This is a genomic window from Pseudonocardia sediminis, assembly GCF_004217185.1.
Lineage (GTDB): Bacteria > Actinomycetota > Actinomycetes > Mycobacteriales > Pseudonocardiaceae > Pseudonocardia > Pseudonocardia sediminis.
This window is the reverse complement of sequence record NZ_SHKL01000001.1, coordinates 5,070,904-5,095,735: the sequence shown is the minus strand read 5'-3', so window position 1 is coordinate 5,095,735 and position 24,832 is coordinate 5,070,904. Positions and strand designations below refer to the sequence as shown.

Sequence of the window (24,832 nt, the reverse complement as noted above, 5' to 3'; positions counted from 1 at the left end):
GGTGTGCCTTCCCGGTGCAGGGTCGTGGAGAGAGGGTCAGTACGCGCCGCCGCCGCGGAGGACGGCTCCGGCGGTGCGGGCGAGGATCTTGACGTCGGCCACGGGGGACCAGGTGTCGACGTAGTGGGCGTCGAGGCGGATGGACTCGTCCCAGCTGAGGTCGCTGCGTCCGCTGACCTGCCACAGGCCGGTCAGGCCGGGCTTGGCGTCGAGGCGGCGCATCGCCATCGGGCAGTAGTGGGCGACCTCGCGGGCCAGTGCCGGGCGGGGCCCGACGAGGGCCATGGTGCCGCCGACGACGTTGAACAGCTGGGGGAGCTCGTCGATCGAGAACTTCCGCAGGACGGCGCCGACGCCGGTGATGCGCGGGTCGCGGGCCATCTTGAACAGTGGGCCGGCGGCCTCGTTGGACTCCATCAGCGCGGCGAGGCGGGCTTCGGCGTCGACGCACATGGAGCGGAACTTGATCATCCGGAACTCGCGGCCGTCCTGGCCGACGCGGGTCTGGCGGAACAGGACCGGGCCACCGTCGAGCTTGACGGCGATCGCGACGACGAGCAGGACCGGGGCGGCGAGGACGATCAGCAGGAGAGCGACGACGGCGTTGAGGACGGCGTAGGCGCGACCGGCGCGGCGGGCGGGGGTGGCGTCACCGGTGATGAGCTCGAACCGACGGCGCGGTGCCGGGATGACGACGTCGGAGGTGGCCTGGGCCGGTGCGGTGACCAGGACCTGCGCGGCGGCGTTCATTCTCGCTGTCTCCCCTTCGGCGGTGCGGCGGTGCGACCGTGTGGCCGCGTTCATGAGGCTCATCGCGACGTCCGGACGGCCCATTAGCGAGAGGGCCGTCGATTCCTCAAAGGTGATGAGGGATTTCCGGAGAGGGTGTCGCGGACGACGGCGATGCCGACCCGATAAGGTGCTCTGAGCTGCGGATATACCGCTGGGTGCGGGGTTTGCGAGTACTGCTCGTCACCCGGTCGGTACAGTTCCCGCTCGACGCCGACGCCCCAGGTCGGAGCCGAAGATCGGTAGGGCCCGAGGACCCCGTGCGCGGACGGCGCCGGGATCGTTCCGGCCTACGGACTCATTCGGGCGAATGGCCTAGGGTCGGCGCCACTGCGTGATCGGGGCCATCGGCCGAGTTACCGACGATCGGGGCGTTGCCATGACAGTCCAGGACTACCTGCGCGTGGTGCGCGAGCGATGGCTGGTGATCGTGCTGGCGGTCGTCCTCGGCCTGATCGGAGCGCTGGCCGCGTTCCTCGTCCGGCCGCCGGAGTACACCGCGCAGCTCTCGCTGTACGTCTCGGCCCAGGTCGGGGACAACCCGCAGCAGGCCTACCAGGGCGCGCAGCTGTCGGAGCAGCGGGTGAAGTCCTACAACGAGCTGGTGACCAGCGACCGGGTGACGAGCGAGACCATCCGCCGCCTCGGCCTGGACCAGACACCCGAGCAGCTCGCGTCGCATCTGACCGCCACCAGCGCCCTGGACTCGGTCATCATCAACATCGCGGTGACGGAGGAGTCTCCGGAGCAGGCGGCGTCGATCGCGAACACCGTCGGCACCGTCGTCACCCAGGTCGTCGACGAGCTGGAGCGCCCGGCCGCCCCGAACGGCATCGCCCCGGTCGCGGTGCGCGTCGTGCAGCCCGCGCCGATCCCGGACCAGCCGTCGTCCACCGGCCTTCCGGTCACGCTCGCTCTCGGCCTGCTCGCCGGTCTCGCGGTCGGCGTCGGCGCGGCGTTCGTGCGCAACGCCCTCGACACGTCGGTGAAGACCGTGGAGCAGCTCTCAGCCTCGGCCGGCGCCCCGAACCTGGGTGCGATCGCGTTCGACTCCAAGGTGCTGGAGAAGCCCCTGACGGTGCAGGACGACCCGCAGAGCGCGCGAGCGGAGGCGTTCCGCCAGCTCCGTACGAACCTGCAGTTCATCGACGTGGACAACCCACGCAAGGTCATCCTCGTGACCAGCTCCATGCCGGGCGAGGGCAAGACGACGACGGTGGCCAACCTGGCCATCGCGCTGTCCTCGATGGGTACGCGTCTGCTCGTCATCGAGGGCGACCTGCGCCGTCCGAAGCTCAGCGCGATGCTCGGGCTGGACCGCTCGGTCGGCCTGAGCGGTGTCCTGTCCGGACGGGTACGCCTGTCCCAGGCGGTGCAGCCGTGGGGCGGCGGGGCGTTCGACGTCCTGTCCACCGGGCCCACCCCGCCGAACCCGGCCGAGCTCCTCGGCAGCAACCAGATGCGCGCCCTGCTCGACGAGGCCCGCTCGAGCTACGACATCGTCCTCATCGACACGCCGCCGCTGCTGCCGGTGACCGACGCCGCGGCGATCGCGCCCGCCACGGACGGCGCGGTGATCGTGTGCCGGTTCAGGCAGACGACCCGCCCGCAGGTCGAGGCCGCGGCCCAGGCCCTGCGGTCGGTGTCGGTGGAGCCGCTGGGCACCGTGTTCACGATGGTCCCCGACAGCGGTCCGCTGGCGTACGCGAAGTACAACAGCTACTACAGCGCTGAGGTCGCGGCCGCCTCTCCGGCGGCATCCGCCCCGTCGGGCCCCACCACCGGCGGCTCGCCGGCGGTGTCCCGGCCGCGCCCGGCGCCACAAGGTCAGCCCGGGCCGCAGGGCCAGCAGGCAGGCCAGAACCAGCAGGCACCCCAGAACCGGCAGGCCCCGGCCGGTAAGCAGATGTCGCCGAACCAGTCGGGCCCGATCCCGTCGTCGTCGGAGGCCACCACGCGGGTGGCCCCCCGTCGCGACGGCGGTCAGAACCGCACCTGACCGACGGCCGGGGCCGACTGTGCGTCCCGGCATCTGCATCGGCCGTTGACACCTGCGGCGTGCGGCCTCACTGTCCGTCGCACCGGGCCGCCGCGTGCCCGGCGCGCCGGTGCGAGGGGGGCACGACCGTGCAGTGGTCACTTCGGGTTCGGCCGGCGGTCGTCGCGCTGGCCGTGCTGTCGGTTGTCGCGGTCGTCCTGCTGGTCCTGGCCATCCAGCGTGCCTCTGCGCCGCCACCGGTGTCGGGTTCGCCGCCCGCCGTTGACGGGGCCCGGCCGGCGGTCGCCTTCATCGGGGACTCGTTCACCTCCGGGACGGTCGAGGGAGGCCTCGGGGCGTCCAACTACACGCAGCTGCTGGCGGATCGTTCCGGCTGGACGGTCACCAACGCCGCCGCCGACGGCGCCGGCTACGTCGATCCGGCGCCGGGGGGAACCTTTCGGGAGGACCAGCTCCCACGGGTCGTCGCCGCGCGTCCGGCGCTGGTCGTGGTGCAGGGCAGCCGTAGCGACGCCGACCGGCCGTCGTCCGAGGTACGGGACGCGGCGACCCGGCTCTACACCGAGCTGCGCCAGGCACTCCCGCAGGCGCGGATGGTGGTGATCGGGCCGATCCGGGCGTCCGACGACGTCCCGGAGTCGGTCGAGGGGACGCGGGATGCGATCCGGGAGGCGGCGGCGACCGCGCAGCTCCCTTTCCTGGACCCGATCGAGGACCGCTGGTTCGACGGCACCGACGAGACCATGGTGGGACCGGACCCGGTGTTCTCGCCGGAGCGCCAGGAACAGCTCACCGACGAGGGCCACCGCAGGATGGCCGATCTCGTGGGAGAGGGGCTGCGCCGGATCGGCGCAGCCCCTCGGTGAGCCGTTCGGGGGCGGCTCAGTACGCCCCGCCGCCGCGGAGGACAGCTCCGGCGGTGCGGGCGAGAATCTTCAGGTCCAGGGCGGGGGACCAGGTGTTGACGTAGGTGGCATCCAGGCGGATCGACTCGTCCCAGCTCAGGTCGGAGCGGCCGCTGACCTGCCACAGACCCGTCAGACCCGGCTTGGCCTCGAGGCGCCGCATCGCCAGCGGGCAGTAGTGCGCGACCTCGCGGGCCAGCGCCGGCCGCGGCCCGACCAGGGCCATCGTGCCGCCGACGACGTTGAACAGCTGGGGCAGCTCGTCGATGGAGAACTTCCGCAGGACGCGGCCGATCCGGGTGATGCGCGGGTCGTCGGTCATCTTGAACAGCGGGCCGGCGCCCTCGTTGGAGGCCATCAGCGCGGCCAGGCGGGCCTCGGCGTCGACGCACATCGACCGGAACTTCAGCATCGAGAACTCGCGGCCGTCCTCGCCGACGCGGGTCTGGCGGAACAGGACCGGGCCACCGTCGAGGCGGACCGCGATCGCGACGGCGAGCAGGACCGGGGCGGCCAGCAGGATCAGGACCAGCGCTGCCACGGCGTTGAGAGCGGCGTAGGCGCGACCGGCGCGACGGGCGGTGGTGGGGGTGGCGACGTGAGCGGTGACGAGCTCGACCGGCCGGCGCGGGGCGGGGACGGAGATCTCCGTGGCCTTGACCAGGTCGGTGAGTGCGGCGCTCATGTCGTCCCCCTGCGGCGGTGGTGGTGTGCAGCCGGTCGGCCGCGTTCAGACGGTGTTTCGTGGCGTCCGAACGGCCTATTAGCGACAGGGCAGGACTATCAACAAACCTGATGATCGGGGACCGCTCGCCGCGTCTCGGAAAACATTGCGCGACAACTGGTTTCGACTCGCTGATCAGCACGCACTGTCATGATCGAGCACTTTGTGAGAGCCTCTCGTCGGGCTGGGGCGTCTCGCTCGTCACGTAACGCGACCGTCCGGGCCGGAGAAACACTGCGTGACGTGGGCCCCGCCGTTCGGGGCCCGGCGACCGGCCCGTCGGGGAGTGCACGTGAGCAACCAGGTCCCACCGCGCGGAGGCAGCGGGATGCGCGACCGCGCGGACGAGTTCGTCCCCGGCATGTCCGGGGGCGCGGTACCGCCGAAGCGCCGCGGGCGCCGCGTGCTGGTCGGGCTGCTCGTCGTCGTGCTCGTCCTGATCCTGGCCGCGGCCGGTGCGGTGTTCGCGCTGACACAGAGCATCGGCAACGACATCTCGCGGATCCCGGACGCCTTCCGGAACATCCCGGCCGCCGACCGTCCCGCGACGTTCGGTGGCACCACGTTCCTGCTCGTCGGCACCGACACCCGCGCCACCGAAGCAACCACCGGCTCGGACGCTCCCGCCGATGTCGACGCTGGCTCGCAGCGCAGCGACGTGATCATGCTGGCGACGGTGCAGCCGGACGGCACCACCGGCTCGGTCGTGTCCATCCCGCGCGACAGCTGGGTGGACATCCCCGGCCGGGGCATGAACAAGATCAATGCCGCGTACGCTTTCGGCGGTCCGAGCCTGCTGATCGAGACCGTCGAGGGACTGACCGGCGTGCGGGTGGACCACTTCGGTGTCATCGACTTCGCCGGGTTCCAGACCCTGGTGGACTCCGTCGGTGGCATCGACGTGAACGTCGCCGAGGCCACCAGCAACGCCGGCGTCGACTTCGCCGCGGGCGACAACCACCTCGACGGCGCCCAGGCCCTGGCCTACGTCCGTCAGCGCTACGACCTGCCGAACGGTGACATCGACAGGGCCAAACGACAGCAGAACGCGCTTCGTGCCCTGCTGAACCGGGTCCAGCAACAGGCGTCGACGAACCCGCTCGCGCTCTACGACCTGTCCCAGAACGTCGGTGACACGGTGAGCATCGACGACACCCTGAGCAACACCGGCTTGGCGAGCCTGGCCGTGCAGTACCGCGACCTGCGCTCGTCAAGTGTCAGCTTCGTGACCACACCGGTGGCCGGGCTGGGCCGGAAGGGCGTGCAGTCGGTGGTCTACCTCGACGAGGGCAAGGCGAAGGGGCTGTGGGGTGCGATCCGCAACGGCAGTGTGGCTCAGTATGTCGACGCCAACCCGTCCCAGGCCCTCGGCGACATTCCGTCCTGACGGATGCCGACATCGCCGAGACGATGCAGGTCGCGTCACGACGTGTCGACCCGGACGAATCGGACTGCGGTAGGGCCGATGCGAACGCGTGACGGAGACCGATATTGTGACCCCCTATCGGGTGATTGTCGCCACGCGGTGCTGCGGCGAACCTCCGCACCGAGAAAGGACGAACCCCCTCAGTGGACGTTCTCGAGACAGACCTGACCGGCGTGCTGCAGTTCCGGCCGTCGCCGCACCGTGACGACCGCGGCTTCTTCAGCCGCACCTACGACGACGCCGTGGCCGAGCGTTGGGGCATCGTGCGCGCCGACTTCGTGCAGGACAGCCAGTCGCGCAGCAAGCACGGCGTGCTGCGCGGTCTGCACGGCCGCTCCCACGGCGGCGAGGGGAAGATCATCCGCTGCGCCCATGGCTCCGCGTTCGTGGCGATCGTCGACGCCCGTCCGGAGTCGCCGACGCTGGGTCGGCACGTGACCCTCACGCTCGACGACGAGGACATGGCCTCGGTCTATGTGCCGCGCCGGATGCTGGTCGGCTTCCAGGTGACCGGTGAGGTCGCCGATATGTGCTACTCGATCGACCGCACGCACGCCCCCGACGAGGCGATCGCCGTCCGGTACGACGACCCCGAGCTGGCCATCACCTGGCCGATGCCGCCGACCGAGCTGAGCGACCGCGACAAGAACGCCCCGAGCTGGGCAGACCTCCTGCACTCGCTCGACATCGACCCCGCCCGACGCTGACCCTCCCTCTTCCCAGGAGCGCCATGCCCGACGACGAACTGATCACCGACATCCGCTGCCGATCCTGTCGATCGGACCAGGGCGAGATCGTCCTCGACGCCGGGCGGCAGCCCACCGCGAAGGTCTTCCCCAAGGTCGACGACCCGTCCGAGGACCCGCTGTACCCGCTGCGCATGTGGATGTGCGGGCAGTGCCATCTCGCGCAGCTGGTCGAGGACCCGGACACCCCGGAGGAGGAGCCCGGCCTCGAGCCGGACGCCCTCGTGCAGCAGGCCGAGGATGCCGTGGCGAAGATGGCCGCGGCCGGGATCGTCGGCGAGGGCACGGTGCTGGTCGAGTTCGGCAGCCCGCACGGTGGATCCTGGTGGAACATCCTGACCCGTTACGGCGCCCGTCCGCCCGAGCCCGGCGAGCTCGCCGACGTGGTGGTGGACAACCTCGGCATGATGCACGATGCCGACCAGGCTGACGCGTTGGAGCGACGGACATCGTTGCTGAAGCCGGACGGTACGGTGCTGTTCCAGTTCCACACCTTGGCCTCGATCGTCGCCGGCGGGCAGTGGAACGCCCTGCGCCACGGCCATTTCGCCTACTACTCGACGCCCGCTCTGGCTGGGATGCTCGACTCGGTGGGATGGGCAGCGACGACGGCCTGGTGGTTCCCGCTCTACGGCGGCAGCGTCCTGCTCGCGGCCCGGCGTGATGGCGAGCGCGACCAGGCCCTGACCGACCTGATCGTCTCCGAAGAGGCCGCCGGGATGCTCAAGGCCGACGTGGTGCGGGGACTTCAACACGCCGCCGACGACATGTCCGGGGGCCTACGCCAGTTCATCGAGGCCGAGCGTGCCGCCGGCCGCACGGTGTGGGGCTACAGCGCGGCCTCGCGTGCCGTGGCATTACTGTGCCGCGCGCAGGTCGGCCCGGATCTGCTTCCTGCGATCGCTGATGGGGGAGGTGGCAAACACGGACGCCGGATGCCGGGCAGTGGAGTGCCGATTACCGCGCCGGGCCAGATGGTGTCCGCCAAGCCGGACACAGTGCTGCTATTCATCGCCGACCTGCTGCCCGAGGTCCGCCGCACGGTGCCCGAGATCGAGGCCAAGGGTGGACATTGGCAGATCGCAGACGAGCTTCATGTGGGCTACTAGTTCAACCGCAGCACTGCCCGCTCAGATAGCGGATCCCAAATTCAAGGCACGCCAGATTGGGACAAATGCCAAAAGATAATCGCGTCGAAGTATCGATCGTCACGATAACCAGAGACAATCGCGTCGGCTTGGAATCAACGCTGAGGAGCGTTGATGAACAGAAAGCGATAGAAATCGAACATGTAGTCATTGACGCGTGTTCAAAGGACGGATCCATCACGTTACTTCAAGAGTTCGCTTCTCGAACGGGCAGAATAGTCTGGAGATCGGCGCCTGACGCAGGTCGTTATGACGGGATGAACAAGGGACTCGCTCTATCTACAAAGCCTTTGGTCTGGTTTCTCCACGCCGGCGACACCTTCGCAAACTGTGACGCTGCGCGGACCATCTGCGAAAGAATTCTCGATAGTCACGCTGATTGGGGGTACGGACTCGCGAGAGTCTCGCGAAACGGAGATGTTATTGAGCTACGGGGCGAGGTGCCGTTTCAGAAGGCAAGGTTCATGCTCGGCCAGAAGTCAATTCCTCATCAGGCAGTTGTAATGAAGACGTCATTCCTAAGAGCGATCGGCGGCTACTCTCTAACTACCGGAATTGCAGAAGACCAGAATATGTTGATGCGGGCAGTGCTCCATACGCCGCCGCTGGTGGTTCCAGAGATAGCTTGTGACTTTGACGGCTCGGGCATCGGCTCTCATAGAAAGATCATCGAGCATTATGCCGACTTCCGGCGATTCCGAAAGATAAACGGTGCAATTGCCACGATTACAAGTGGCACCGATTTCATCGTGGGAGCGATGTTGTGCTTTCGCGAGTACGTCAATCGATTCCTACACAGGAATTTCTCATGAATGGCTCCACGCTCGCCGTGGTCATTCCCGCCTATAACGCAGAGCGCACTATTAGGAGGGCGATTGAGTCAGCACGAGCAGTTCACGCTGACGAGATCATTGTTATAGACGATGGATCAGACGATGGGACGGCGGCATTAGCTGAACACCTGCAGGCAAGAGTAGTTGTACAAATTAACTCAGGTCCGGGATCAGCGCGATCTGCAGGAGAAAGACTTGCAAAGTCAGATTATATAGTATTCTTGGACGCAGATGACGCCTTGGTGAAAGAGGGTGTAATCAAGTCGAAGAAGCGACTTGATGCTGACAAAGGTATTGCGGCTTCCGTCGGCAGATACTACGTCCAAGCAGACTCAAGCGGCAGAACGGCTATCGCCGCGCGGGGCTATTTATCGCTAGACACGACTGCCTTGGTCCGGCTGGGCCATGGGCCGACGCCACCGTCTGCAATTGTCTATCGTCGGTCTTCGCTACTTGTGGCTAACGACATTTCTCCCTGTCCTTTGTCGCCGCGGTACTCGGAGGACTACGAGACCTTAATCAGGGCTTCGATGGTTGGATCGGTCGTCGATTTCCCCGAGCCGACTTGCATATACTCTGTCGGGGCAGGAAGGTCTTCATTGTTTGGTAGTTCTGAGTTGGACGACCGAGACAAGGTTCAGCGTTATTACGCTCTCGCAGTAGGTATACAAATAAAACCCTGGGGCTGGTGCCGACGATCGTCAACGCTGCTCCTAAAGCGGGCACGGCATGCTCGATTAAGGGGTAATTTAACAGAGTTTGTGTTCTATTCGGTGTGCGCTTTAATAGTTGACCCGCGCAGTGGATTGAGAGCTATCCGACGACGAGTTAATACCGCTAGCGGCGGGCGGGGATGAGACGCTGGGTGCCGGCTGGCGTTTCATCTAGCTTACGTGCGCGTGCAATTTCGCTTCCAGTATCAGCCGTTGCCGGTGTCGCAACATCAGCGATGATCATTAACGGTCGATCGCCCCATGTCTACGGGTTTGCCATGCTGATCGGAACCATATTTCTCCTATTGCCTTTTGCTGATCTGGGGCTAGGGGCCTCAGTTGTCGATGCTTTCGCGGTCGGGAAATCGACAGATGCGGTCAGAGTACTTGCAGCTAGCCTCAAGGCGCTCCTTTATATCAGCGCAATTCTGGTGATTCTTGCTGGAGGCATAACGGTAACCGTTGGCTGGAATCGACTGCTTGGCATTCCGATAGAGTTTCCGGAAGTAGATAGTGTCGTGCTTATCTGTATCGCAATATTTGCGACAAGCTTACCGTTTGGCTTGGGGCAACGGCTGCTACTAGGCCTTGGAAAAAATCATCTTGCAGTTTGGATTTCGTGTGTTAGTCCTATCGGAACGCTGCTAGTCGCAGGCGTGGGTTTGTGGGCCGCGTTCCTACCAGGTCTGAGTGTGGCTGTTGCCTTTCCCACTGGTCTACTAATAGGCAGTATACTCGCCTTCGCAGTTGGTCTACGTTTAGTTCCAATCAGCTTTGCAGAAGTCGCGAAACTGACAAAGAACGCCACCTTGCGCGATATCAAGAAGCTTCATCGCTTAGCGCTCCCAATGTTAGTCGTCACTTTATCTTTGCCAATAGCTTTTCAAAGCGATAGATTTATCTTAGCGCATCAGAGTACGCCTCACGAGCTTGCTCTGTACGCATTGGCGGCCCAGCTTTACAATCCGATGTGGGCTGTCGCATCGACGGCTGCGCTTCCGCTTTGGCCGACCTTCAGATCGCGGATGCTTGAGTCGATTCGTGCAACCCGGTCCGAGTGGCTTCGTGCCATAGCGCTTTTCTCCGGGCTCAGTGTCTTATTGGGCACTGCCCTAATTGTCGGAGGTCCATTGATCTCCGATATCGTTGGGAGTGGACAGGTCCAGCTGAGTGCTCCTCTCATGGTGGTATTTGCTCTATTTCTTGTCGTGCAGTGTTTGCATTTGCCGAGTGGAATGTTCTTAATGGACGCGGGTGGACTGCGGTTTCAAGCTGTTTGCGTTCTCGTAATGTTGATGGTGAATCTGCCTCTTTCTTGGATACTTGCAGCGCCCTATGGAACCGCCGGGCCAGTGATGGCATCAATCATTGCGGTGTTCTGTTGTCAACTGATACCTGGGATTTGGAGGACTCGGGCAACGCTAATAACGGCCGTAAATCTCGGAAAGTCGTAATATGGGCAACCCGTCCGCCTTCAAGTCGTATGCAACGTGGAAGGTCAGCATGCAGAAGGTCGCATTAGACCTTGTTCCTTTATCACCAGGAAGGGGAGGAGGTGGAGGAGGCGTTACGCGCTACAGCATCGAGCTGCTTCAAAGTTTATCTGAATTGTGCCACCAGCTCGATTTTGAACTCGTAGTCTTCGCTCAGCCAGGCCAGATTGTCGACGTTCAGTCTTTCTCGCTCGTTGAAGTGAATATCGACGTCACCGGCATTCTGCGTCGGCTATTGTGGGTCCATCTAATTTTGCCAGTGCTATGCCTGGTAATGCGTATAGATGTCTTGCACAAACTTGCAACAGAATGTCCTATAGCTCTGCCTGGAACTAAGCTTGTCGTTACGGTCCATGACTTTATGACTGAGTTTTTGAGCGACAATTTTGTTGATACGAAGCTCAAGGCGGGGCCACTGAAGTTTATGCACAGCGCATACTTTCGATTAATCGCGAAGCGAGCCTTAAGTCGATCGAACTTCGTGATCGTGCCTTCAAACTCAGTAGGGGACGAAGCCATCAAACGGTTCGGCCCACGCCCGAACTTGTACACTATTTATAATGGTATCAATAGGCCGAGTGCAGGGTTGAACCAATGTGCTCCGCGGTACATCGATTGTCAGGCACCGCTTAGGATTGCATACATTGCTTCTTTTAGTCCGCATAAGGGTCATTTTCAGGCCTTAGCGGGAATAGAGTTGTTCGCAAAACTGAATCCGCAATATTCCACCCGGCTACAGGTGGAGTTTCGCGGACACGTAGTCGACGTCGACTATCATAGGGACTTCCTTTTCAGATCGAGTAGCTCAGTTCTCAGAAATGAGATTCACTTTATTAACTACAGTTCGACTGTAAGCGTCACAGATCTTTACGCCTCGGCGGATATAGTAATGCTGCTTTCTATGTATGAAGGCTTCGGTCTGCCGCCGGCGGAAGCGCAGGCCCATGGGGTCCCGGTAATCTGTTCGGACATGGAGCCGTTCCATGAGGTACTTCAGGACGGAGCGCTCTACGTTGATTCGGCAGACCCCAGTCAGATCGCGCATGCGATCCATGCGGTTGTCAGTCAGCAGGATGCCACGTCAGCGAGAACGCAGGCAGGTGTAAGAAACTCACAGCGATTTACGTGGAGTAAAACGGCTGATAAGACTGCAAGAGTTTATCGACATGCGTTAGCAAAAAGCGCTGAGAATTGCAGGTGAAGAGATGGCCAACACTTGCTTCGGTTGTTGTGGTGTTCGAATAGAGGCGCTGGATGCGAGAGGCGCGGTCGAGCTATTGGAATCGATGGCGGCTAACGGTGGCGGAGGTGTGCACCTGTGCAATTCATACACATTATCGTTGGCGACGCAAGACAGCGATCTAGCTACGGCTCTGAATGCCGATATCAATTTGGCTGACGGAGTACCCGTAGCGTTAGTCGGCAGATTTGTTCGTCGTATCCGCTCTATGCGTGGACCAGTGCGTGGGCCTTCCCTGATGTACAACGTAATAGAGTACGGCTTAGTGCGTGGTCGACGTCACTACTTCTATGGAAGCACTGAATCGGTCCTGCGGGAGCTGCGCTTACGTCTCATCGAGCAGTTCCCCGACATCGAAATTGCTGGTATGGAGTCTCCTCCTTTCCGCACCTTAAGCGATGCTGAGACCGCCGAGGTGGTTCAGAAGGTGTCCGACAGTGGCGCACACTACCTGTGGGTCGGCCTGGGTACTCCCAAACAGGATTGGTTCATCAGCCGAGTTGGAACCTTGTCCACCGCAGTGAGCGTGGGAGTAGGTGCCGCGTTCGACTTCGCGTCGGGGAATGTGAGGGAAGCTCCTGCTTTCTTACACGGTAGCGGGTTTGAGTGGTTGTATCGGCTACAGCAGGAGCCGAGGAGACTAGTCCATAGATACACAATCGGTGGGCTGCGCTTCGTAGTCGGGTTGTTAAGGATGCAGAGACTGGACAGGGCTCTTACAGGTAGAAGCTAACTTGATTTAATAGACGGGGTAACGGCTTTGAATGCTCGCAAGATAATTAGTTCGCTTGCGCAGAGAGTGTTTCCACATCTAGCTGTTGGTTTCTTGCTGGCTTGCTCGTCTTCTGAGCGCCTGTCTAGGCTGACTGTGCGAGGGATGACCTTACGTCGCCCAGGTGAGGGCTTGCCCGATCTGGAAGCGCCCTTGAGTAAATTCCTACTCGTGCTGACTACGGCGACGATACTTTACTCGTTTGCTTCAGCGGCATGGTGGAAATTCTGTAAGAGGTTGCCGCGCGTCTTAGTACATGTTGCTCTATTTAGTCTTCTGGCTGTAGTAATACTAGTATTTCTATTCTTTTATATGAAGTATGGAAGTCCTCGGGACTCCAGCGGTTACGGAGACGAGGATGATGCGCTCGACTTGTTGGTAAAGGGCCTATTCAGCGGAGTCAACCCCTACGGATCGACCACATACATGGGTAACCCGTTATCTCCGCTAATGGGAGGTGCAGTTCTAGCGACTGCGCCATATTTTATTTTTGGTTATTCAGGATTTCTGAACGTTATTTTGGTCCCCGTCATGACCTTCGCTATTTTGCGTGTCTACGGGCCTCGGGTCGCCCTATTCCTCTTCGGTCTGTGCTTTGCGAGTCTTGGATTTACAGAATATTTCTTACTTGGGGGAGATTTCTTCACAACCGCGTTGTTGTGCTGCGTAGCGTGCTTTTGGTATGTCCGAACTGCAGGGATTCGTCCTCTATCGTATCTCACAGTGATGCTGTTGGCCGTGGTATGCACTACCCGCGCAAGTTTGCTACCGATCCTGTTTGGGACACTGCTGATTACGTTATGGGCAAAGCGAACCCAAGTCCTCGGCGAGATTTGTTTTGGTTTAGGGATTGCAGGAACGCTGATCTTGCCATGGCTGATATTATCTTGGCCATACTTTTTCCCATTGCAGACCATGAAACTTCTTGGTCCGCCGTCCGCTCAGGTTTTGCTATTGACTTTAATGATAGTTTCTTTGGCCTATGCCACTCTGGTCTCGAAGTCGGTATCGAGTTTCTGGGTGCTGTCTCTTGCAATCCTCCCGGTTATTTTTTGGACCCCTGATCAACTATTCAGAGCGTCGATATTTATCTTCTGGGCAGTCCCGATCCTAATCTCAAGTAATTCTTTCATTGGATCGCTCGTTGATGGCGATTTCGCTGAGAGCGGGGAGTCGAAAAATGAGACTGAAACACAGATCTGACTGGTTTCCAACCGTAGTTGCGGTGTTGCTTCCCGTTCAGCTTCCAGGTGTCGCGTCCCTATCCTTCGGGCTAGTGATCGCGTTGCTCGTGTTCCCGGTAGTTTTCCGTTTGCACTGGCTTCAGAGATTGTGGTTTGTCTGGAGTAGCACTATTGTGCTTTCCTTGTCAGGTCTAATTCTTATCATTGTCAACAGAGGCTCCGGCTCGGTAATTGAGTTCGCACCAGACTTGATTCGTCAATCTTACCTTGTTGTATTTGCCTTGGCCGTAGAGGCGCTGGTGGTGGTCTGGCTGGTCTTTAGACTTAAGATATCCCGGACTGTAGTGCTGTTCGCCATTGGAAGTCTTGTGAACTCGGCGTTGCATCCGGAGGCGTGGGGGGAGAACGCTTGGAAGTACGCGTTCGCATTCCCGGCGTCGTTGCTATTTGTCGCAATGCTCGGACGGCTTAGGCGCGAGGTAGTACTTGTCGGAGGACTCTCCCTAGCAGGATTGTCGCTCGCCTTAGCGACCCGAAACACCGCTGGTGCCGTCGCTATTTCGGTTATCTCTCAACTGCTTTTCGGAAGGCGTCCAGTAGGTGGCCGCACTTCGTCGGCACGATTCCTGCTGCTCGGAATGGTTTTAGTGGTTGCAGTTTCCGTGATTTATGACCTCATTTTGTCTTTTTCGCTTCAGGGGGTTTTTGGGCCCGCGTTACAGCGAACCGCAGAACTGCAGTCATTGAACTCGGCACCAGTTGCCGGCCGAGTAGAATACGGAGCGACTTTCTCGCTTTTTTGGTCTCAGCCTTGGGGCTTCGGCCCTGGTGCCGTTCCGCCAGTTGAGGTGGCGGATATCGGAAAGGTCGGCCTGCAGGCGCTTGGTGTTGGCACTAGCGATGACTATGTGAACAATGTAATGTTCGGCAGGACGATTGAGGTGCATTCGATACTCGGTGATCTTTGGGTTCAGTTTGGTGTGGGCGGAATAGTATTGGGATTGACGCTTATAGGAACCCTACTTGTTGGTTTCCGAAAGTCTATAGAGTTGTGTGCGTTGCAGTCGCGGGTAATTGTCACGTTCCTGGTTTTCCAGGCTGGGTGGGACTTGCTTTTCTCTCCACTCGCAGTGAATTATCGGACTGTTGGTTTTTCTTTTGGAATCTGCTTAGCGTTTATAGCGCTTGATTCGTCGAATGCCAATGAGAAGCTCTCGATCTCCGACTTAGAGTCAGATTGGGACTCACTCAACTCTAGCTCGCTCCGAGAGGAGAAGTAGTGCTTTGCGTTTTGCAATATGGTGCGGTAGCGAGACTTTGTCAATGTGAACTGTTCCAAGCGGTTCTGCAGGCGTCCACGCTAGTTTCGTGTCGCTGGTGAATCTCGAAGAATGCGGTGGCTCTGGCTTTAACCTTAGTGTTAATTTTTGATTGGGAATCGAAAAATTGAGTCTATCCTCAACGTGTGCAAGCGTCGGTGGCCGTCATTTGTTGTGTAGACGAGAGCAGCCGGGCTATTCAAATTTATCATTATGAGTTGGAAGTCGCAGAGAATGAGGGAAGGGTCGAAGCTCCTTGGGTATTTCCTAGTTCCTAGACGGTACGGTTCGAGAGTTCGGAGTCGACCATGATGCGGGCGAGTTCTGGGGGGAGGGTCTGTGCTTTCCAGCCTAGGATCTTCTCGGCTTTGGTGGGGTCTCCGATGAGAGCGTCGACTTCCGTGGGTCGGAGGTAGGATTCGTCGAAGCGGACGTGGTCTTGCCAGTTGAGGTTGACGTGGTCGAAGCAGAATTGTGCGAAGTCGCGGACGGTGTAGGCGGTCCCGGTGGCCAGGACGTAGTCGGTGGGCTCGTCGGCCTGGAGCATCCGCCACATGCCTTCGACGTATTCGGGGGCGTAGCCCCAGTCGCGGACGGCGTCGAGGTTACCGAGGTAGACGTCTTTATCGACGCCCTGGGCGATTCGGGCGGCTGCGCGGGCGATCTTGCGGGTGACGAAGGTTTCGCCTCGGCGTGGCGATTCATGGTTGAACAGGATGCCGTTGACGGCGAAGAGGTTGTGGCCTTCGCGGTAGTTGCGGGCGATCCAGTAGCCATAGACCTTGGCGGCTCCGTAGGGGGAGCGCGGGTAGAAGGGGGTGTCCTCGTGCTGCGGGGGTGGGGTGGCACCGAACATTTCCGAGCTCGAGGCTTGGTAGAAGCGACAGTCGACGCCGACCATGCGGATGGCTTCGAGGAGGCGGGTGGTGCCGACGCCGGTGGTGTTGCCGGTGTATTCGGGCTCGTCGAAGGACACGCGGACGTGGGACTGGGCGCCGAGGTGGTAGACCTCGTCGGGCGCGATTTTGTCGATCAGGGTGACGAGGCGGCTGGAGTCGGTGAGGTCGCCGTAGTGCAAGAACAGCCGGGCGTCGGGGTTGTGGGGGTCCTGGTAGAGATGCTCGATCCGGCCGGTGTTGAAGGTGGAGGCGCGCCGGATGAGGCCGTGGACCCGGTAGCCCTTGGAGAGGAGCAGTTCGGCGAGGTACGAGCCGTCCTGCCCGGTGATGCCCGTGATGAGTGCGCGCTTGCCGGTGGTGGTCGAGGGAGCGTCCGACATACAGCTTCTCCTGGAGTCGTCACGATGGGCGTGGGGAGTACGCCTCGATCTGGTGAGTGGCGGCACGATACCGTGAGTCGATACCCCGTCGCTAATCGTGTGTGTCGCTGCTCCGATGGCTGGCAGTGACCGAATAACCCGTTGGGGCGGACGTGGCTCGGGGTTGGAGCGTCGTCGACGGAGGTCTCATCGGGTCTGCCGGCTGCGGCCCAGTTCGCGAGTGCGGCGGCCGTCAACGGCTGGTGTGACACCGAGAGTTGCGGACCACAGGACTGCGACGCGAGACGCCCCTCCCACACCGACGGTCCGAGCGGGAACTCCGTGCCGCGCGCGGCTAAGGGAACGCGCCCAGATGTCCCCTGGCGGAGTGCAGTGACGACACCGTTGTGTGACAACGGCTGCGGGCCGTCCCGTGGCCGTGTGTCACGAGGCGTCCGGTGGTGTCTTGTACCCGCCACGGACACGTGACCGTCGCGTGGTCGTGCGGTGGTGTAGCTGACGGACGGTCGACAGAGACCGGCGGACGTGTGAACGAAGCGCCTCTGCTGCATCGAAGGGGTGACGGCCCCGGCCGATCCGGCCCGCTGGCCGATGTCGTCGGTGTGCCGCAATATTTGCCGCGCAACGCGGAAATGGCGGTCACCGGCAGGTGGGTGACGCAGGACGGCGGCTCTGCTCCCCGACGCCGGAGGTACCGATGAGAATCCGAGACCGTCGCGCCCGCGCCCTGTGCGCCGCCGCGACCGTGCTGCTGCCGCACGCCGGACGGCGCTTCGTGCACCGTCGTCTGCTCGGTCACGACCTGCACCCCACCGCCCGGATTGGGCGGTCGTTCGTCGACGTCGAGAACCTCGTCATGGGCGAGGGCGCGGTGATCGGGAGTCTCAACGTCGTCCGGGGCTGCACCGACGTCGTGCTGGAGAAGGACGCGTCGATCGGGTCGCTGAACTTCATCAACTCGGTGCGGCCCGACCGCGGGTATTTCAACCACAAGGAGCGCCACCCGGCGTTGATCCTGCGGCAGGGGTCGGGCGTCACCGCGTTCCACATCCTCGACGCCTGCGACCGCATCGAGCTCGACGCGTTCTCCTGGATCGCCGGTTTCGGCACCCTGGTGCAGACGCACGCGGTGGACTTCGACAACGTCCGGCAGAGCTGCTTCCCGGTGCGCCTGGGTGACCACTCACTGGTGAGCAGCCGGTGCGTGCTGCTCCCGGGTTCGGTGGTGCCCGACGCGTCGATCGTCGCCTCCGGCGCTGTCGTCACCGGCAAGCTGACGTCGGAGCCGCACCTGTTCGCGGGTGTGCCGGCCAAGCCCGTCCGTGCCCTCGACCCGACGGCGCCGTTCTTCGTCCGGACCGTCGTCGACATCAAATGACCTCGCTCGTGCAGTCGTCGCGCTCCGCCTACGGCGTGGCGGACCAGCTGCTGAGCTCGGCGACCAACTACCTGACGGCGTTCATCGCCTCCCTGGTGTTGACGGCGGACGCGTTCGGCGCGTTCGTCGTCGCCTATGCGGTGGTGACCATCTACTCCGCGGGGGTCCGGGCCGTCGTCGGGGAGCCGGTGCTCGCGCACCTGCCCACGGTCGGGTCGCCGGACGAGGAGTCCCGGCTGGCCGGCTCGGCCCTGGGGACGGCGGGCGTGCTCGGCGTCGCCGGCAGCGTGCTGGCCCTTGCCGTCGCGGCGCTCGGGTCCGGGTCGGTGACCGAGCTGGCGTGGTTCGCGCCGTGGCTGATCGGTGCGCTCGTCGCCGACGCGGGCCGGTTCGTGCTGCTCGCCCGCTCGCGCACCGGCGCGGCGCTGCTCGTCGACGGTGCGTGGGCGATCGCGCAGGGAGCCGTCCTCGTGGTCGTCGCGGTGCTCGGCGCGTGGTCGGTCCTCACCACGGCGGCGGCGTGGGGGATCGGTGCGCTGGTGGCGGTCGCGACGTTGTTCGCGGTCGGGATGGACCGCCCGCGCGCCCCGAAGCCGTGGTTGCACGCCGGCCGCCACCTCTCCGGCTGGTTCACCCTGACGTCGTTGCTCGGACAGATCCAGGTCTACGCCGTCCTGCTGCTGGCGGGCGCCGTCCTGGCCGCGTCCGAGATGGCCGGACTGCGCGCGGTGCAGCTGCTGGTGTTCCAGCCGGCCGTCACGTTGTTCGCGGCGGTGATGGTGCTGACCACCCCGCGGTTCGCCCGCCTGGCCGCCGACCGCGACACCGCTGGCCTGGCCCGGCTCCAGCGCCTGTCCCTGATCTGTGTGACCGTCCTCGGGCTGCTGGCGCTGGTGGCGATCCCGCTGCGCGGGTTCCTGCTGGACCTGCTCTTCCCGCGCTACCTCGGGTTCGCCGCGCTCGTCGCCCCGATCGCGCTGCAGACCCTGCTCTCCGGCCTGTCCGTGCCCTACCAGGCGCGCCTGCGCGGGATGCAGCGCGGACGGCTGCTCTTCCTCGTCCAGGTCGCCGGCACGGTGCTGATGGTGGCCGGGGCGCTGGCCGGGCTGGCGCTGCACGGCGTGCTCGGCATCGCGTGGGGCATGTCACTCGCCGCGCTGCTGACCACGGCCGTGACCGCCGTCGTCGCCGAGCGCACCCGTCCGCCGGTGGCGGTGCCCGCGTGACCGGGCGGGTGCGGCTCGGCCGCCGGGCGCTGTTCGCCCTGGCGGGCGTGGCGGCCTGCGGCGCGTGCGCGGAGGCGCCCGCCGCCCCGGCGTCGCCGTCCCCGGCCGGGGCACGGCTGCACACACGATGGGATACACGGTCCGACGGTCCGGTCCCTGCGGCCGGGGACGAGGGCGTCCCGTTCGTCGTGACCGTCAACGGTCCTCCGGGGCCGCCGTCGGTGCGGGCCGGCGCGCTCGAGGGGAACCTCCCCGACGCTCCCGGCGCGGCCTACGTGAACCAGGACCTCGGGACCCCGCTGCGACGGGTCGGGGCACGGTTCTCCTTCGGGCCGGGGGAGGAGACCGGCTCGCTGTGCCTGGCCGCCTGGGTCGCGCTGCCCTACCGCGACACCCACTGCCACCTGGTGGTGACGCCGCGGCGGTGGATCTACGGCGTGATCCGGGACCTGACCCTGTCCGAGGTCGGGTCGGGCACGTTCGCCCGGCCGTTGCCGCAGGACGAGACCCCGGTCGTCGTCGAGGCGGTGCTCGACGGCCCGCGCGCGACCCTGCACCTGCCCGACGGCACCACCACCTCGCTCGACGACCCGCGGATCGCGGCGGCTCCCGGGTCGATCGCGTGCTGGGAGTTCTACAAGTACGCCGCGGGCGCCGCCGACGTCCGCCTGCACGGGAGCTGGGCGACATGACCGACCGACGGCTCGACCTGTTCACCGGCACCGGATACGACAAGGGCCGGTCACTGCCCGTGCAGGCGGCGTGGTTCGCGGTGTCGCACCTGCTCTTCCAGCCCTGGTGGATGCCGGCCCGGCTGCGGCCGGTGCTGCTGCGCGCGTTCGGCGCGCAGGTGGGGAGCGGGGCGAACATCCGCAACGGCGTCCGCGTGCACTGGCCCTGGAAGCTGAGCCTCGGCGAGCACGTCTGGATCGGCGAGGGCGCCTGGCTGCTCAACCTGGAGCCGATCGTCCTCGGCGACCACGTGTGCGTCTCGCAGGAAGCCGTGCTCTGCACCGGCAGCCACGACGCGCGCTCGCCGTCGTTCGAGTACGACAACGCGCCGATCACCGTCGGGAACGGCGCGTGGGTCGCGCTGCGCGCCGTCGTGCTCCGTGGAACGACCGTCCCGGCCGGTGTCGTCGTCCCGGCCGGGACGGTGCTCTCCCGATCGGCGGCGGCCCGGCTGCAGCCCCGGTCCCCGGTGGAGCGCCGGTGACCCTCGCCGAGACGTCGTCCCCCGCACCGGTCGCCCCGCGGCTCACCGGCACGCAGTTCGTGGTGCCGCTGTTCTGCGCGACGGCACTCCTCGCCGTGCCGTCGGGCCTGTTCTTCCTGCCGGTCCTCGACTCCGGGCGGGCCCACCTCGGACTGTCCACCGTGCTGTTCGGCGCCGGGTTCCTCTACACCGCGGGCCGGCTGGCCTCGCTGATGTGGAGCGGCCGGGCGCAGTGGGCCGCGCTCGGCTTCTGGATCTTCACCTACAGCTGGGTGGCCGTGGCCGGTCTGACCCAGGACCTCGCCCGCAGCAACCCCCTCGGCGTCACGTTCACCCTCGACGAGGCGCAGCGCCAGGGGCTGCTGGTGCTGCTCGGCATCGTCGCGTTCGACGTCGCGCACCGCGCCGCCGGCGCCCGGGGCGGCGACGTCCGTTCCGGTGCCGCCCGGTTCGGTGTGCTGCTGGGCCGGGTCGTCGACCCCCGCCGCACGCTCGTGCTCGGCTGGTTCGCCGTCGTCACCGGGCCGCTGTTCGTGGCGCTGCTCGGCGGCCCGTCCGTGCTGCTGTCCAGCCGCCAGGCGGTGTTCGACGAGCTGTCGCAGTCGGGCCTGTACAGCTCGAGCACGAACGCCACCGGCGGCTCACTGTCCACCGTGGCCAACTGCCTGCCGTTCGTCGCGCTGCTGGTCCTGGGACGGCTGATGGCCGACGACCGGCAGGTGCGGGCGCGCACCTCGACCTGGGTGCTGCTGGTGCTGCTGGTCGGGCTGAACGTCGTGGTCAACAACCCGATCTCGAACGCCCGGTACTGGGCGTTCGCGGTGATCCTCGGCCTGCTCTACGCGTGGCGCGGCTCGGCGCGGCCGCTGTTCCGGGCGGCGTTCGTGACGGCGTTCGCGCTCGGCGCCCTGACCGTCTTCCCGTACCTGGACGCGTTCCGCTACGACAGCGCCACGCTCGCCGCCAACCCCGGCGCCGGTACCTACGACCGCCCGGTCGACTACATCCTGGCCAAGACCGACTACGGCTCGATCACCGACATCGGGATCGCGGTGCGCTTCGGCGACAGCCAGGGCCCGCAGTGGGGCCGGCAGATCCTCGGGGCGGCGACGTTCTGGGTGCCGCGGTCGCTGTGGACGGACAAGCCCGACAACACCGCCTTCCTGCTCGCCGACGAGGTCGGCTTCGCCAACCGCAACATCGACTCACCGCTGTGGGCCGAGGGCTACGTCGACCTCGGATGGGCCGGCGCGGCCGCGCTCCTGGCCGCCGCCGGGGCGGCCTGCCGCCGTCTCGACGACGCCTTCGAGCTCACCCGCGCCGGGCCGACGGCGGCGGTGCCGCTGGCCGCGGTGCTCGTACCCGCTGTCGCCGCGTACGAGTTCATCCTCGTCCGCGGATCGCTGCTGCAGGCGATGGCGAAGATCGCGGTGATGCTCGTCCTGCTCGTGCTCGTGACCACCCGGCCGGACGGCTGGAGAGAGGAGGGGTGATGACCATCCGTGAACACCTCCTGGTCCTGAGGGACTCCTGGAAGCTGATCGTCGGCGTCACGCTGGCCGGGGTGCTGGTGGCCGGGGTGGTGACGCTGCTGACGCCGGCGACGTACTCGGCCGCCGTCACGTTCTACATCTCGACGCAGTCGACGAGCTCCAGCTCGACCGACGCCTACCAGGGGAGCCTGCTCTCCCAGGAACGCGTCAAGTCCTACACCGCGCTGCTGTCCGGGTACCGGCTCGCGAACGAGGTCGACTCCGACCTGCAGCTGGGCGAGGACCCCAACGACATCGCCGAGGACATCTCCGCGTCGGTCAGCCCGGACACGGTGCTGCTCACCGCCGAGGTGCTCGACCGGTCCCCGCAACGGGCCGAGCAGATCGCCGGCGCCGTCGGCCGGACGTTCCCCCGCCTCGTCGCCACGCTGGAGCAGCCGGCCGACCGCGCGCTGCCGCCCCCAGTGACCGCGCAGCTCGTCCAGGGCCCGCTGCTCGCCGAGAAGCCCGTCTCGCCGCGGCCGGTGCTGTTCCTGGTGCTCGGCCTGATCGCCGGACTCCTGGCCGGGGTGACCGTCGCCGTCGTGCGGCGCTCGCTCGACCGGACGATCCGCAACGCCGGGCAGCTGGCGCACGTGTTCCCGAAACCGCTGCTCGGCGCCGTCGAGACGGACCCCGAGATCACCACCACCCCGCTGTTCCTGCGTGACCGTCCACAGTCGGCGGCCGCCGAGAACATCCGGGCCGTCCGCACGAACTTCGACATGCTCAACTTCGGGCAGCACGCCTCCCGCTGCTACGTGGTCACGAGCTCGGTCGAGGGGGAGGGGAAGTCGACCGTCGCGGTCAACCTGGCGCTGGCCGAGGCCCGCTCGGGCCGTCGGGTCCTGGTGATCGAGGCCGACCTGCGCCGGCCCCGCGCGGCGACGTACCTCGGACTGCCCGGTGCAGCGGGCCTGACCCAGCTCGTGTCGGGCCGTGTCCGGTTCACCGACGTGGTGCAGGGGACCGGCACGTCGCGCCTGGACCTGCTCGCGGCGGGGTCGCTCCCGCCCAACCCGCTGGAGATGCTCGAGTCCGAGCAGATGCGCGCCGTACTGCGCGACGCCCGCAATCGCTACGACACCGTCCTGCTCGACGCACCTCCGCTGGTCCCCGTGGCCGACGGGCTGGCCCTGTCCAAGCTCGGCGACGGGGTGCTGTGCGTCGTCCGGGCCCGGGTCGCGCCGCTGGAGTCGATCTCCCGGGCCCGGGAGATCCTCTCCAGCGCGGGCCTGACGAACATCGGTCTGGTGCTCAACGGCGTCGCCCCCGGCGAGTCCGGCTACACCGGCTACTACGCCGCCCGGGCGGACCCCGGGCCGGCTCCCGACCTCGAGGCGACGGCGGGCCTCCATGCCCGCCCGCCGTCCGGAAGCCGGGCACACGCCCGGACCCGGAACTGACCGACCACCGACGCCGGAGGCGACGATGACCATCCAGCACACCGACCTGTTCCCCGAGATGGGAGCAGGCGGCTACACACGCATCGACGGGACCGTGGAGTTCTGGTCCCGGGTGAACGCACTCCTGCCCCAGGCGGCGACGGTCCTCGACCTCGGCGCCGGACGCGGCCAGTTCATGGACGACCCGGTGGCCTTCCGCCGGGACCTGCACGACCTCAAGCCGCGCTGCGCACGCCTGATCGGCCTCGACGTCGACGAGGCGGTGCTCGAGAACACGGCCGTCCACGAGGCGATGGTGATCGAGGGGTCGGGCGCGTTCCCGATCGGCACCGGCAGCGTCGACATGGTGGTGAGCGACTGGACGTTCGAGCACGTCGACCGTCCCGAGACGACCGCGCGCGAGATCGATCGGGTGCTGCGGCCCGGTGGGTGGGTGTGCGCGCGGACGCCGCGCAAGTGGGGCGCGATCGGCATCCCCACGCGCCTGACCCCGAACCGGCTGCACGCGCCGATCCTGCGGACGCTGCAGCCGGACAAGAAGGTCGAGGACACGTTCCCGACGGCCTACCGGCTCAACTCCCGGTCGGCCCTGAAGTGCTACTTCCCCCGGCACCGGTTCTCCCACCACGTCTACGAGTACGAGTCCGAGCCGGCGTACTTCGGCTCGTCCCGGGCGGCGATGCGCGCCGGCATGGTCCTGACCAAGGTGATCCCGAGGGCGGCGTCCTCGACGCTGATGATCTTCATACAGAAGTCGCCGTCGGCGGGCGAGGGGGCCTGACGCGGTGCGTCCCGCCCTGTCCGGACGCCGGTCGTGGGTCGTCCTGGTGGCGCTCGCGGCGCTGACCGCGGTCGTCGTCGTCCTCGTCGCGTTCCGGGCCGGCACCGACCGTCTCCCGGCCCGGGAACCCGCGGCGTGGGGCCCGGGCACGCGGCTCGCCGTCATCGGGGACTCGTTCTCCGCCGGGACGGTCCAGGGCGGCGGTGCCGCACGGAACTGGACCGCGCTGGTCGGGAGCCCGCGGGGCTGGGCGATCGGCAACGAGTCGGTCGGCGGCTCCGGGTACACCGTCGCGCCGACCGACGACGGCCGCTTCGGCGCCGGTCAGCTGCGGGCCACGATCGCGTACCGGCCCGACGTCGTGGTCGTCGAGGGATCGCGCAACGACGCGTCCACGCCTCCGGAGAAGGTGCGCGGTGCGACCGACGCCGTCCTCCGCGTGCTACGTACCGAGCTGCCTCGCGCCCGGGTGCTCGTCGTCGGCCCGATCTGGTCCTCCGCCGGCCCGCCGGCGCCGGTCACCGCCTGCCGCGACGCGATCAGAGCCGCCGCGGCGGCTGCCTCGGTGACCTTCGCCGACCCGCTCGCCGAGGGCTGGTTCGCCGACCCCGCCGGCCTGATCGGAGCCGACGGGGTGCACCCCACCGACCGCGGGCACGAGGTCATGGCGGACCGGATCCGCGCCCACCTCGACCGCCTCACCGAAGCCCGGAACGGATAGGC

General features: G+C 65.2%; 23 protein-coding genes. 20 read left to right on the top strand and 3 right to left on the bottom strand.

Annotated features, from left to right (window positions below; genetic code table 11):
• Window positions 1–36: 36 nt before the first annotated feature.
• Window positions 37–750, bottom strand: a complete 714-nt coding sequence (locus EV383_RS23835; protein ID WP_341273744.1) for a sugar transferase — start codon at window positions 748–750, stop codon at window positions 37–39.
• A 418-nt stretch (window positions 751–1,168) separates the two neighbouring features.
• Between EV383_RS23835 and EV383_RS23830 the strand changes: the two genes are divergently transcribed.
• Window positions 1,169–2,788, top strand: a complete 1,620-nt coding sequence (locus EV383_RS23830) for a tyrosine-protein kinase domain-containing protein (protein WP_130292000.1) — start codon at window positions 1,169–1,171, stop codon at window positions 2,786–2,788.
• A gap of 128 nt (window positions 2,789–2,916) precedes the next feature.
• Complete coding sequence (locus EV383_RS23825; RefSeq protein WP_165438480.1) at window positions 2,917–3,654, top strand: SGNH/GDSL hydrolase family protein; 738 nt, start codon at window positions 2,917–2,919, stop codon at window positions 3,652–3,654.
• A 16-nt stretch (window positions 3,655–3,670) separates the two neighbouring features.
• Here the strand turns inward: EV383_RS23825 and EV383_RS23820 are convergent, their stop codons facing one another.
• On the bottom strand, window positions 3,671–4,378 hold the full coding sequence (locus EV383_RS23820) for a sugar transferase (RefSeq protein WP_130291998.1): 708 nt from the start codon (window positions 4,376–4,378) through the stop codon (window positions 3,671–3,673).
• 331 nt (window positions 4,379–4,709) lie between these two features.
• Here EV383_RS23820 and EV383_RS23815 point away from each other — a divergent pair, with 331 nt between their 5' ends.
• The 10 genes from EV383_RS23815 (at window position 4,710) to EV383_RS23770 (ending at window position 15,252) form a co-directional block, all read left to right on the top strand.
• Complete coding sequence (locus EV383_RS23815) at window positions 4,710–5,804, top strand: LCP family protein (RefSeq protein WP_242623274.1); 1,095 nt, start codon at window positions 4,710–4,712, stop codon at window positions 5,802–5,804.
• A 182-nt stretch (window positions 5,805–5,986) separates the two neighbouring features.
• Entirely contained in the window at window positions 5,987–6,550 is a 564-nt protein-coding gene (locus tag EV383_RS23810; RefSeq protein ID WP_130291997.1) for a dTDP-4-dehydrorhamnose 3,5-epimerase family protein, read from the top strand.
• 23 nt (window positions 6,551–6,573) lie between these two features.
• Window positions 6,574–7,698, top strand: a complete 1,125-nt coding sequence (locus EV383_RS23805; RefSeq protein ID WP_130291996.1) for a class I SAM-dependent methyltransferase — start codon at window positions 6,574–6,576, stop codon at window positions 7,696–7,698.
• Between the two features lie 65 nt (window positions 7,699–7,763).
• The gene (locus EV383_RS23800) at window positions 7,764–8,549 is read left to right on the top strand and encodes a glycosyltransferase (protein WP_130291995.1); all 786 of its coding nucleotides are present in this window, start codon (window positions 7,764–7,766) and stop codon (window positions 8,547–8,549) included.
• A complete protein-coding gene (locus tag EV383_RS33200; RefSeq protein WP_130291994.1) occupies window positions 8,546–9,427 on the top strand; it encodes a glycosyltransferase family 2 protein in 882 nt (293 codons plus the stop codon). Before EV383_RS23800 ends, EV383_RS33200 begins: the two co-directional genes overlap by 4 nt.
• Window positions 9,424–10,737, top strand: coding sequence for a lipopolysaccharide biosynthesis protein (locus tag EV383_RS33195; protein ID WP_130291993.1), 1,314 nt, complete (start codon window positions 9,424–9,426; stop codon window positions 10,735–10,737). The genes EV383_RS33200 and EV383_RS33195 overlap by 4 nt, the downstream gene beginning before the upstream one ends.
• Before the next feature lies 1 nt (window position 10,738).
• Entirely contained in the window at window positions 10,739–11,977 is a 1,239-nt protein-coding gene (locus tag EV383_RS23785) for a glycosyltransferase family 4 protein (RefSeq protein ID WP_130291992.1), read from the top strand.
• A 4-nt stretch (window positions 11,978–11,981) separates the two neighbouring features.
• The gene (locus tag EV383_RS33190) at window positions 11,982–12,749 is read left to right on the top strand and encodes a WecB/TagA/CpsF family glycosyltransferase (protein ID WP_130291991.1); all 768 of its coding nucleotides are present in this window, start codon (window positions 11,982–11,984) and stop codon (window positions 12,747–12,749) included.
• Window positions 12,750–12,893: 144 nt separating this feature from the next.
• Window positions 12,894–13,991 carry a hypothetical protein gene (locus EV383_RS23775; RefSeq protein ID WP_130291990.1) on the top strand — a complete coding sequence of 366 codons (1,098 nt, stop codon included), beginning with the start codon at window positions 12,894–12,896 and terminating at the stop codon, window positions 13,989–13,991.
• Between the two features lie 73 nt (window positions 13,992–14,064).
• A complete protein-coding gene (locus EV383_RS23770; protein WP_130291989.1) occupies window positions 14,065–15,252 on the top strand; it encodes a hypothetical protein in 1,188 nt (395 codons plus the stop codon).
• A 313-nt stretch (window positions 15,253–15,565) separates the two neighbouring features.
• Here EV383_RS23770 and gmd read toward each other — a convergent pair whose 3' ends face one another.
• The gene (gene gmd, locus EV383_RS23765; protein WP_130291988.1) at window positions 15,566–16,570 is read right to left on the bottom strand and encodes a GDP-mannose 4,6-dehydratase; all 1,005 of its coding nucleotides are present in this window, start codon (window positions 16,568–16,570) and stop codon (window positions 15,566–15,568) included.
• A gap of 697 nt (window positions 16,571–17,267) precedes the next feature.
• Between gmd and EV383_RS23760 the strand changes: the two genes are divergently transcribed.
• The 8 genes from EV383_RS23760 to EV383_RS23730 are packed head-to-tail and all read left to right on the top strand — an operon-like array spanning window position 17,268 to window position 24,830.
• On the top strand, window positions 17,268–17,948 hold the full coding sequence (locus EV383_RS23760; protein ID WP_130291987.1) for an acyltransferase: 681 nt from the start codon (window positions 17,268–17,270) through the stop codon (window positions 17,946–17,948).
• Window positions 17,945–19,174, top strand: coding sequence for an MATE family efflux transporter (locus EV383_RS23755; protein WP_242623273.1), 1,230 nt, complete (start codon window positions 17,945–17,947; stop codon window positions 19,172–19,174). Before EV383_RS23760 ends, EV383_RS23755 begins: the two co-directional genes overlap by 4 nt.
• Complete coding sequence (locus EV383_RS23750) at window positions 19,171–19,866, top strand: hypothetical protein (RefSeq protein ID WP_130291986.1); 696 nt, start codon at window positions 19,171–19,173, stop codon at window positions 19,864–19,866. The genes EV383_RS23755 and EV383_RS23750 overlap by 4 nt, the downstream gene beginning before the upstream one ends.
• Window positions 19,863–20,390: an LbetaH domain-containing protein gene (locus tag EV383_RS23745; protein WP_130291985.1), complete on the top strand. Its 528-nt coding sequence runs from the start codon at window positions 19,863–19,865 to the stop codon at window positions 20,388–20,390. The genes EV383_RS23750 and EV383_RS23745 overlap by 4 nt, the downstream gene beginning before the upstream one ends.
• Complete coding sequence (locus EV383_RS31415; RefSeq protein WP_165438477.1) at window positions 20,387–21,883, top strand: hypothetical protein; 1,497 nt, start codon at window positions 20,387–20,389, stop codon at window positions 21,881–21,883. Before EV383_RS23745 ends, EV383_RS31415 begins: the two co-directional genes overlap by 4 nt.
• Window positions 21,883–23,328 (top strand): tyrosine-protein kinase domain-containing protein, encoded by a 1,446-nt coding sequence (locus EV383_RS23740; protein WP_165438476.1) that lies wholly within the window; start codon window positions 21,883–21,885, stop codon window positions 23,326–23,328. The genes EV383_RS31415 and EV383_RS23740 overlap by 1 nt, the downstream gene beginning before the upstream one ends.
• Window positions 23,329–23,353: 25 nt before the next feature.
• Window positions 23,354–24,109, top strand: coding sequence for a class I SAM-dependent methyltransferase (locus EV383_RS23735; protein ID WP_130291983.1), 756 nt, complete (start codon window positions 23,354–23,356; stop codon window positions 24,107–24,109).
• Between the two features lie 4 nt (window positions 24,110–24,113).
• The gene (locus tag EV383_RS23730; RefSeq protein ID WP_130291982.1) at window positions 24,114–24,830 is read left to right on the top strand and encodes an SGNH/GDSL hydrolase family protein; all 717 of its coding nucleotides are present in this window, start codon (window positions 24,114–24,116) and stop codon (window positions 24,828–24,830) included.
• The last annotated feature ends 2 nt before the right edge of the window (window positions 24,831–24,832 follow it).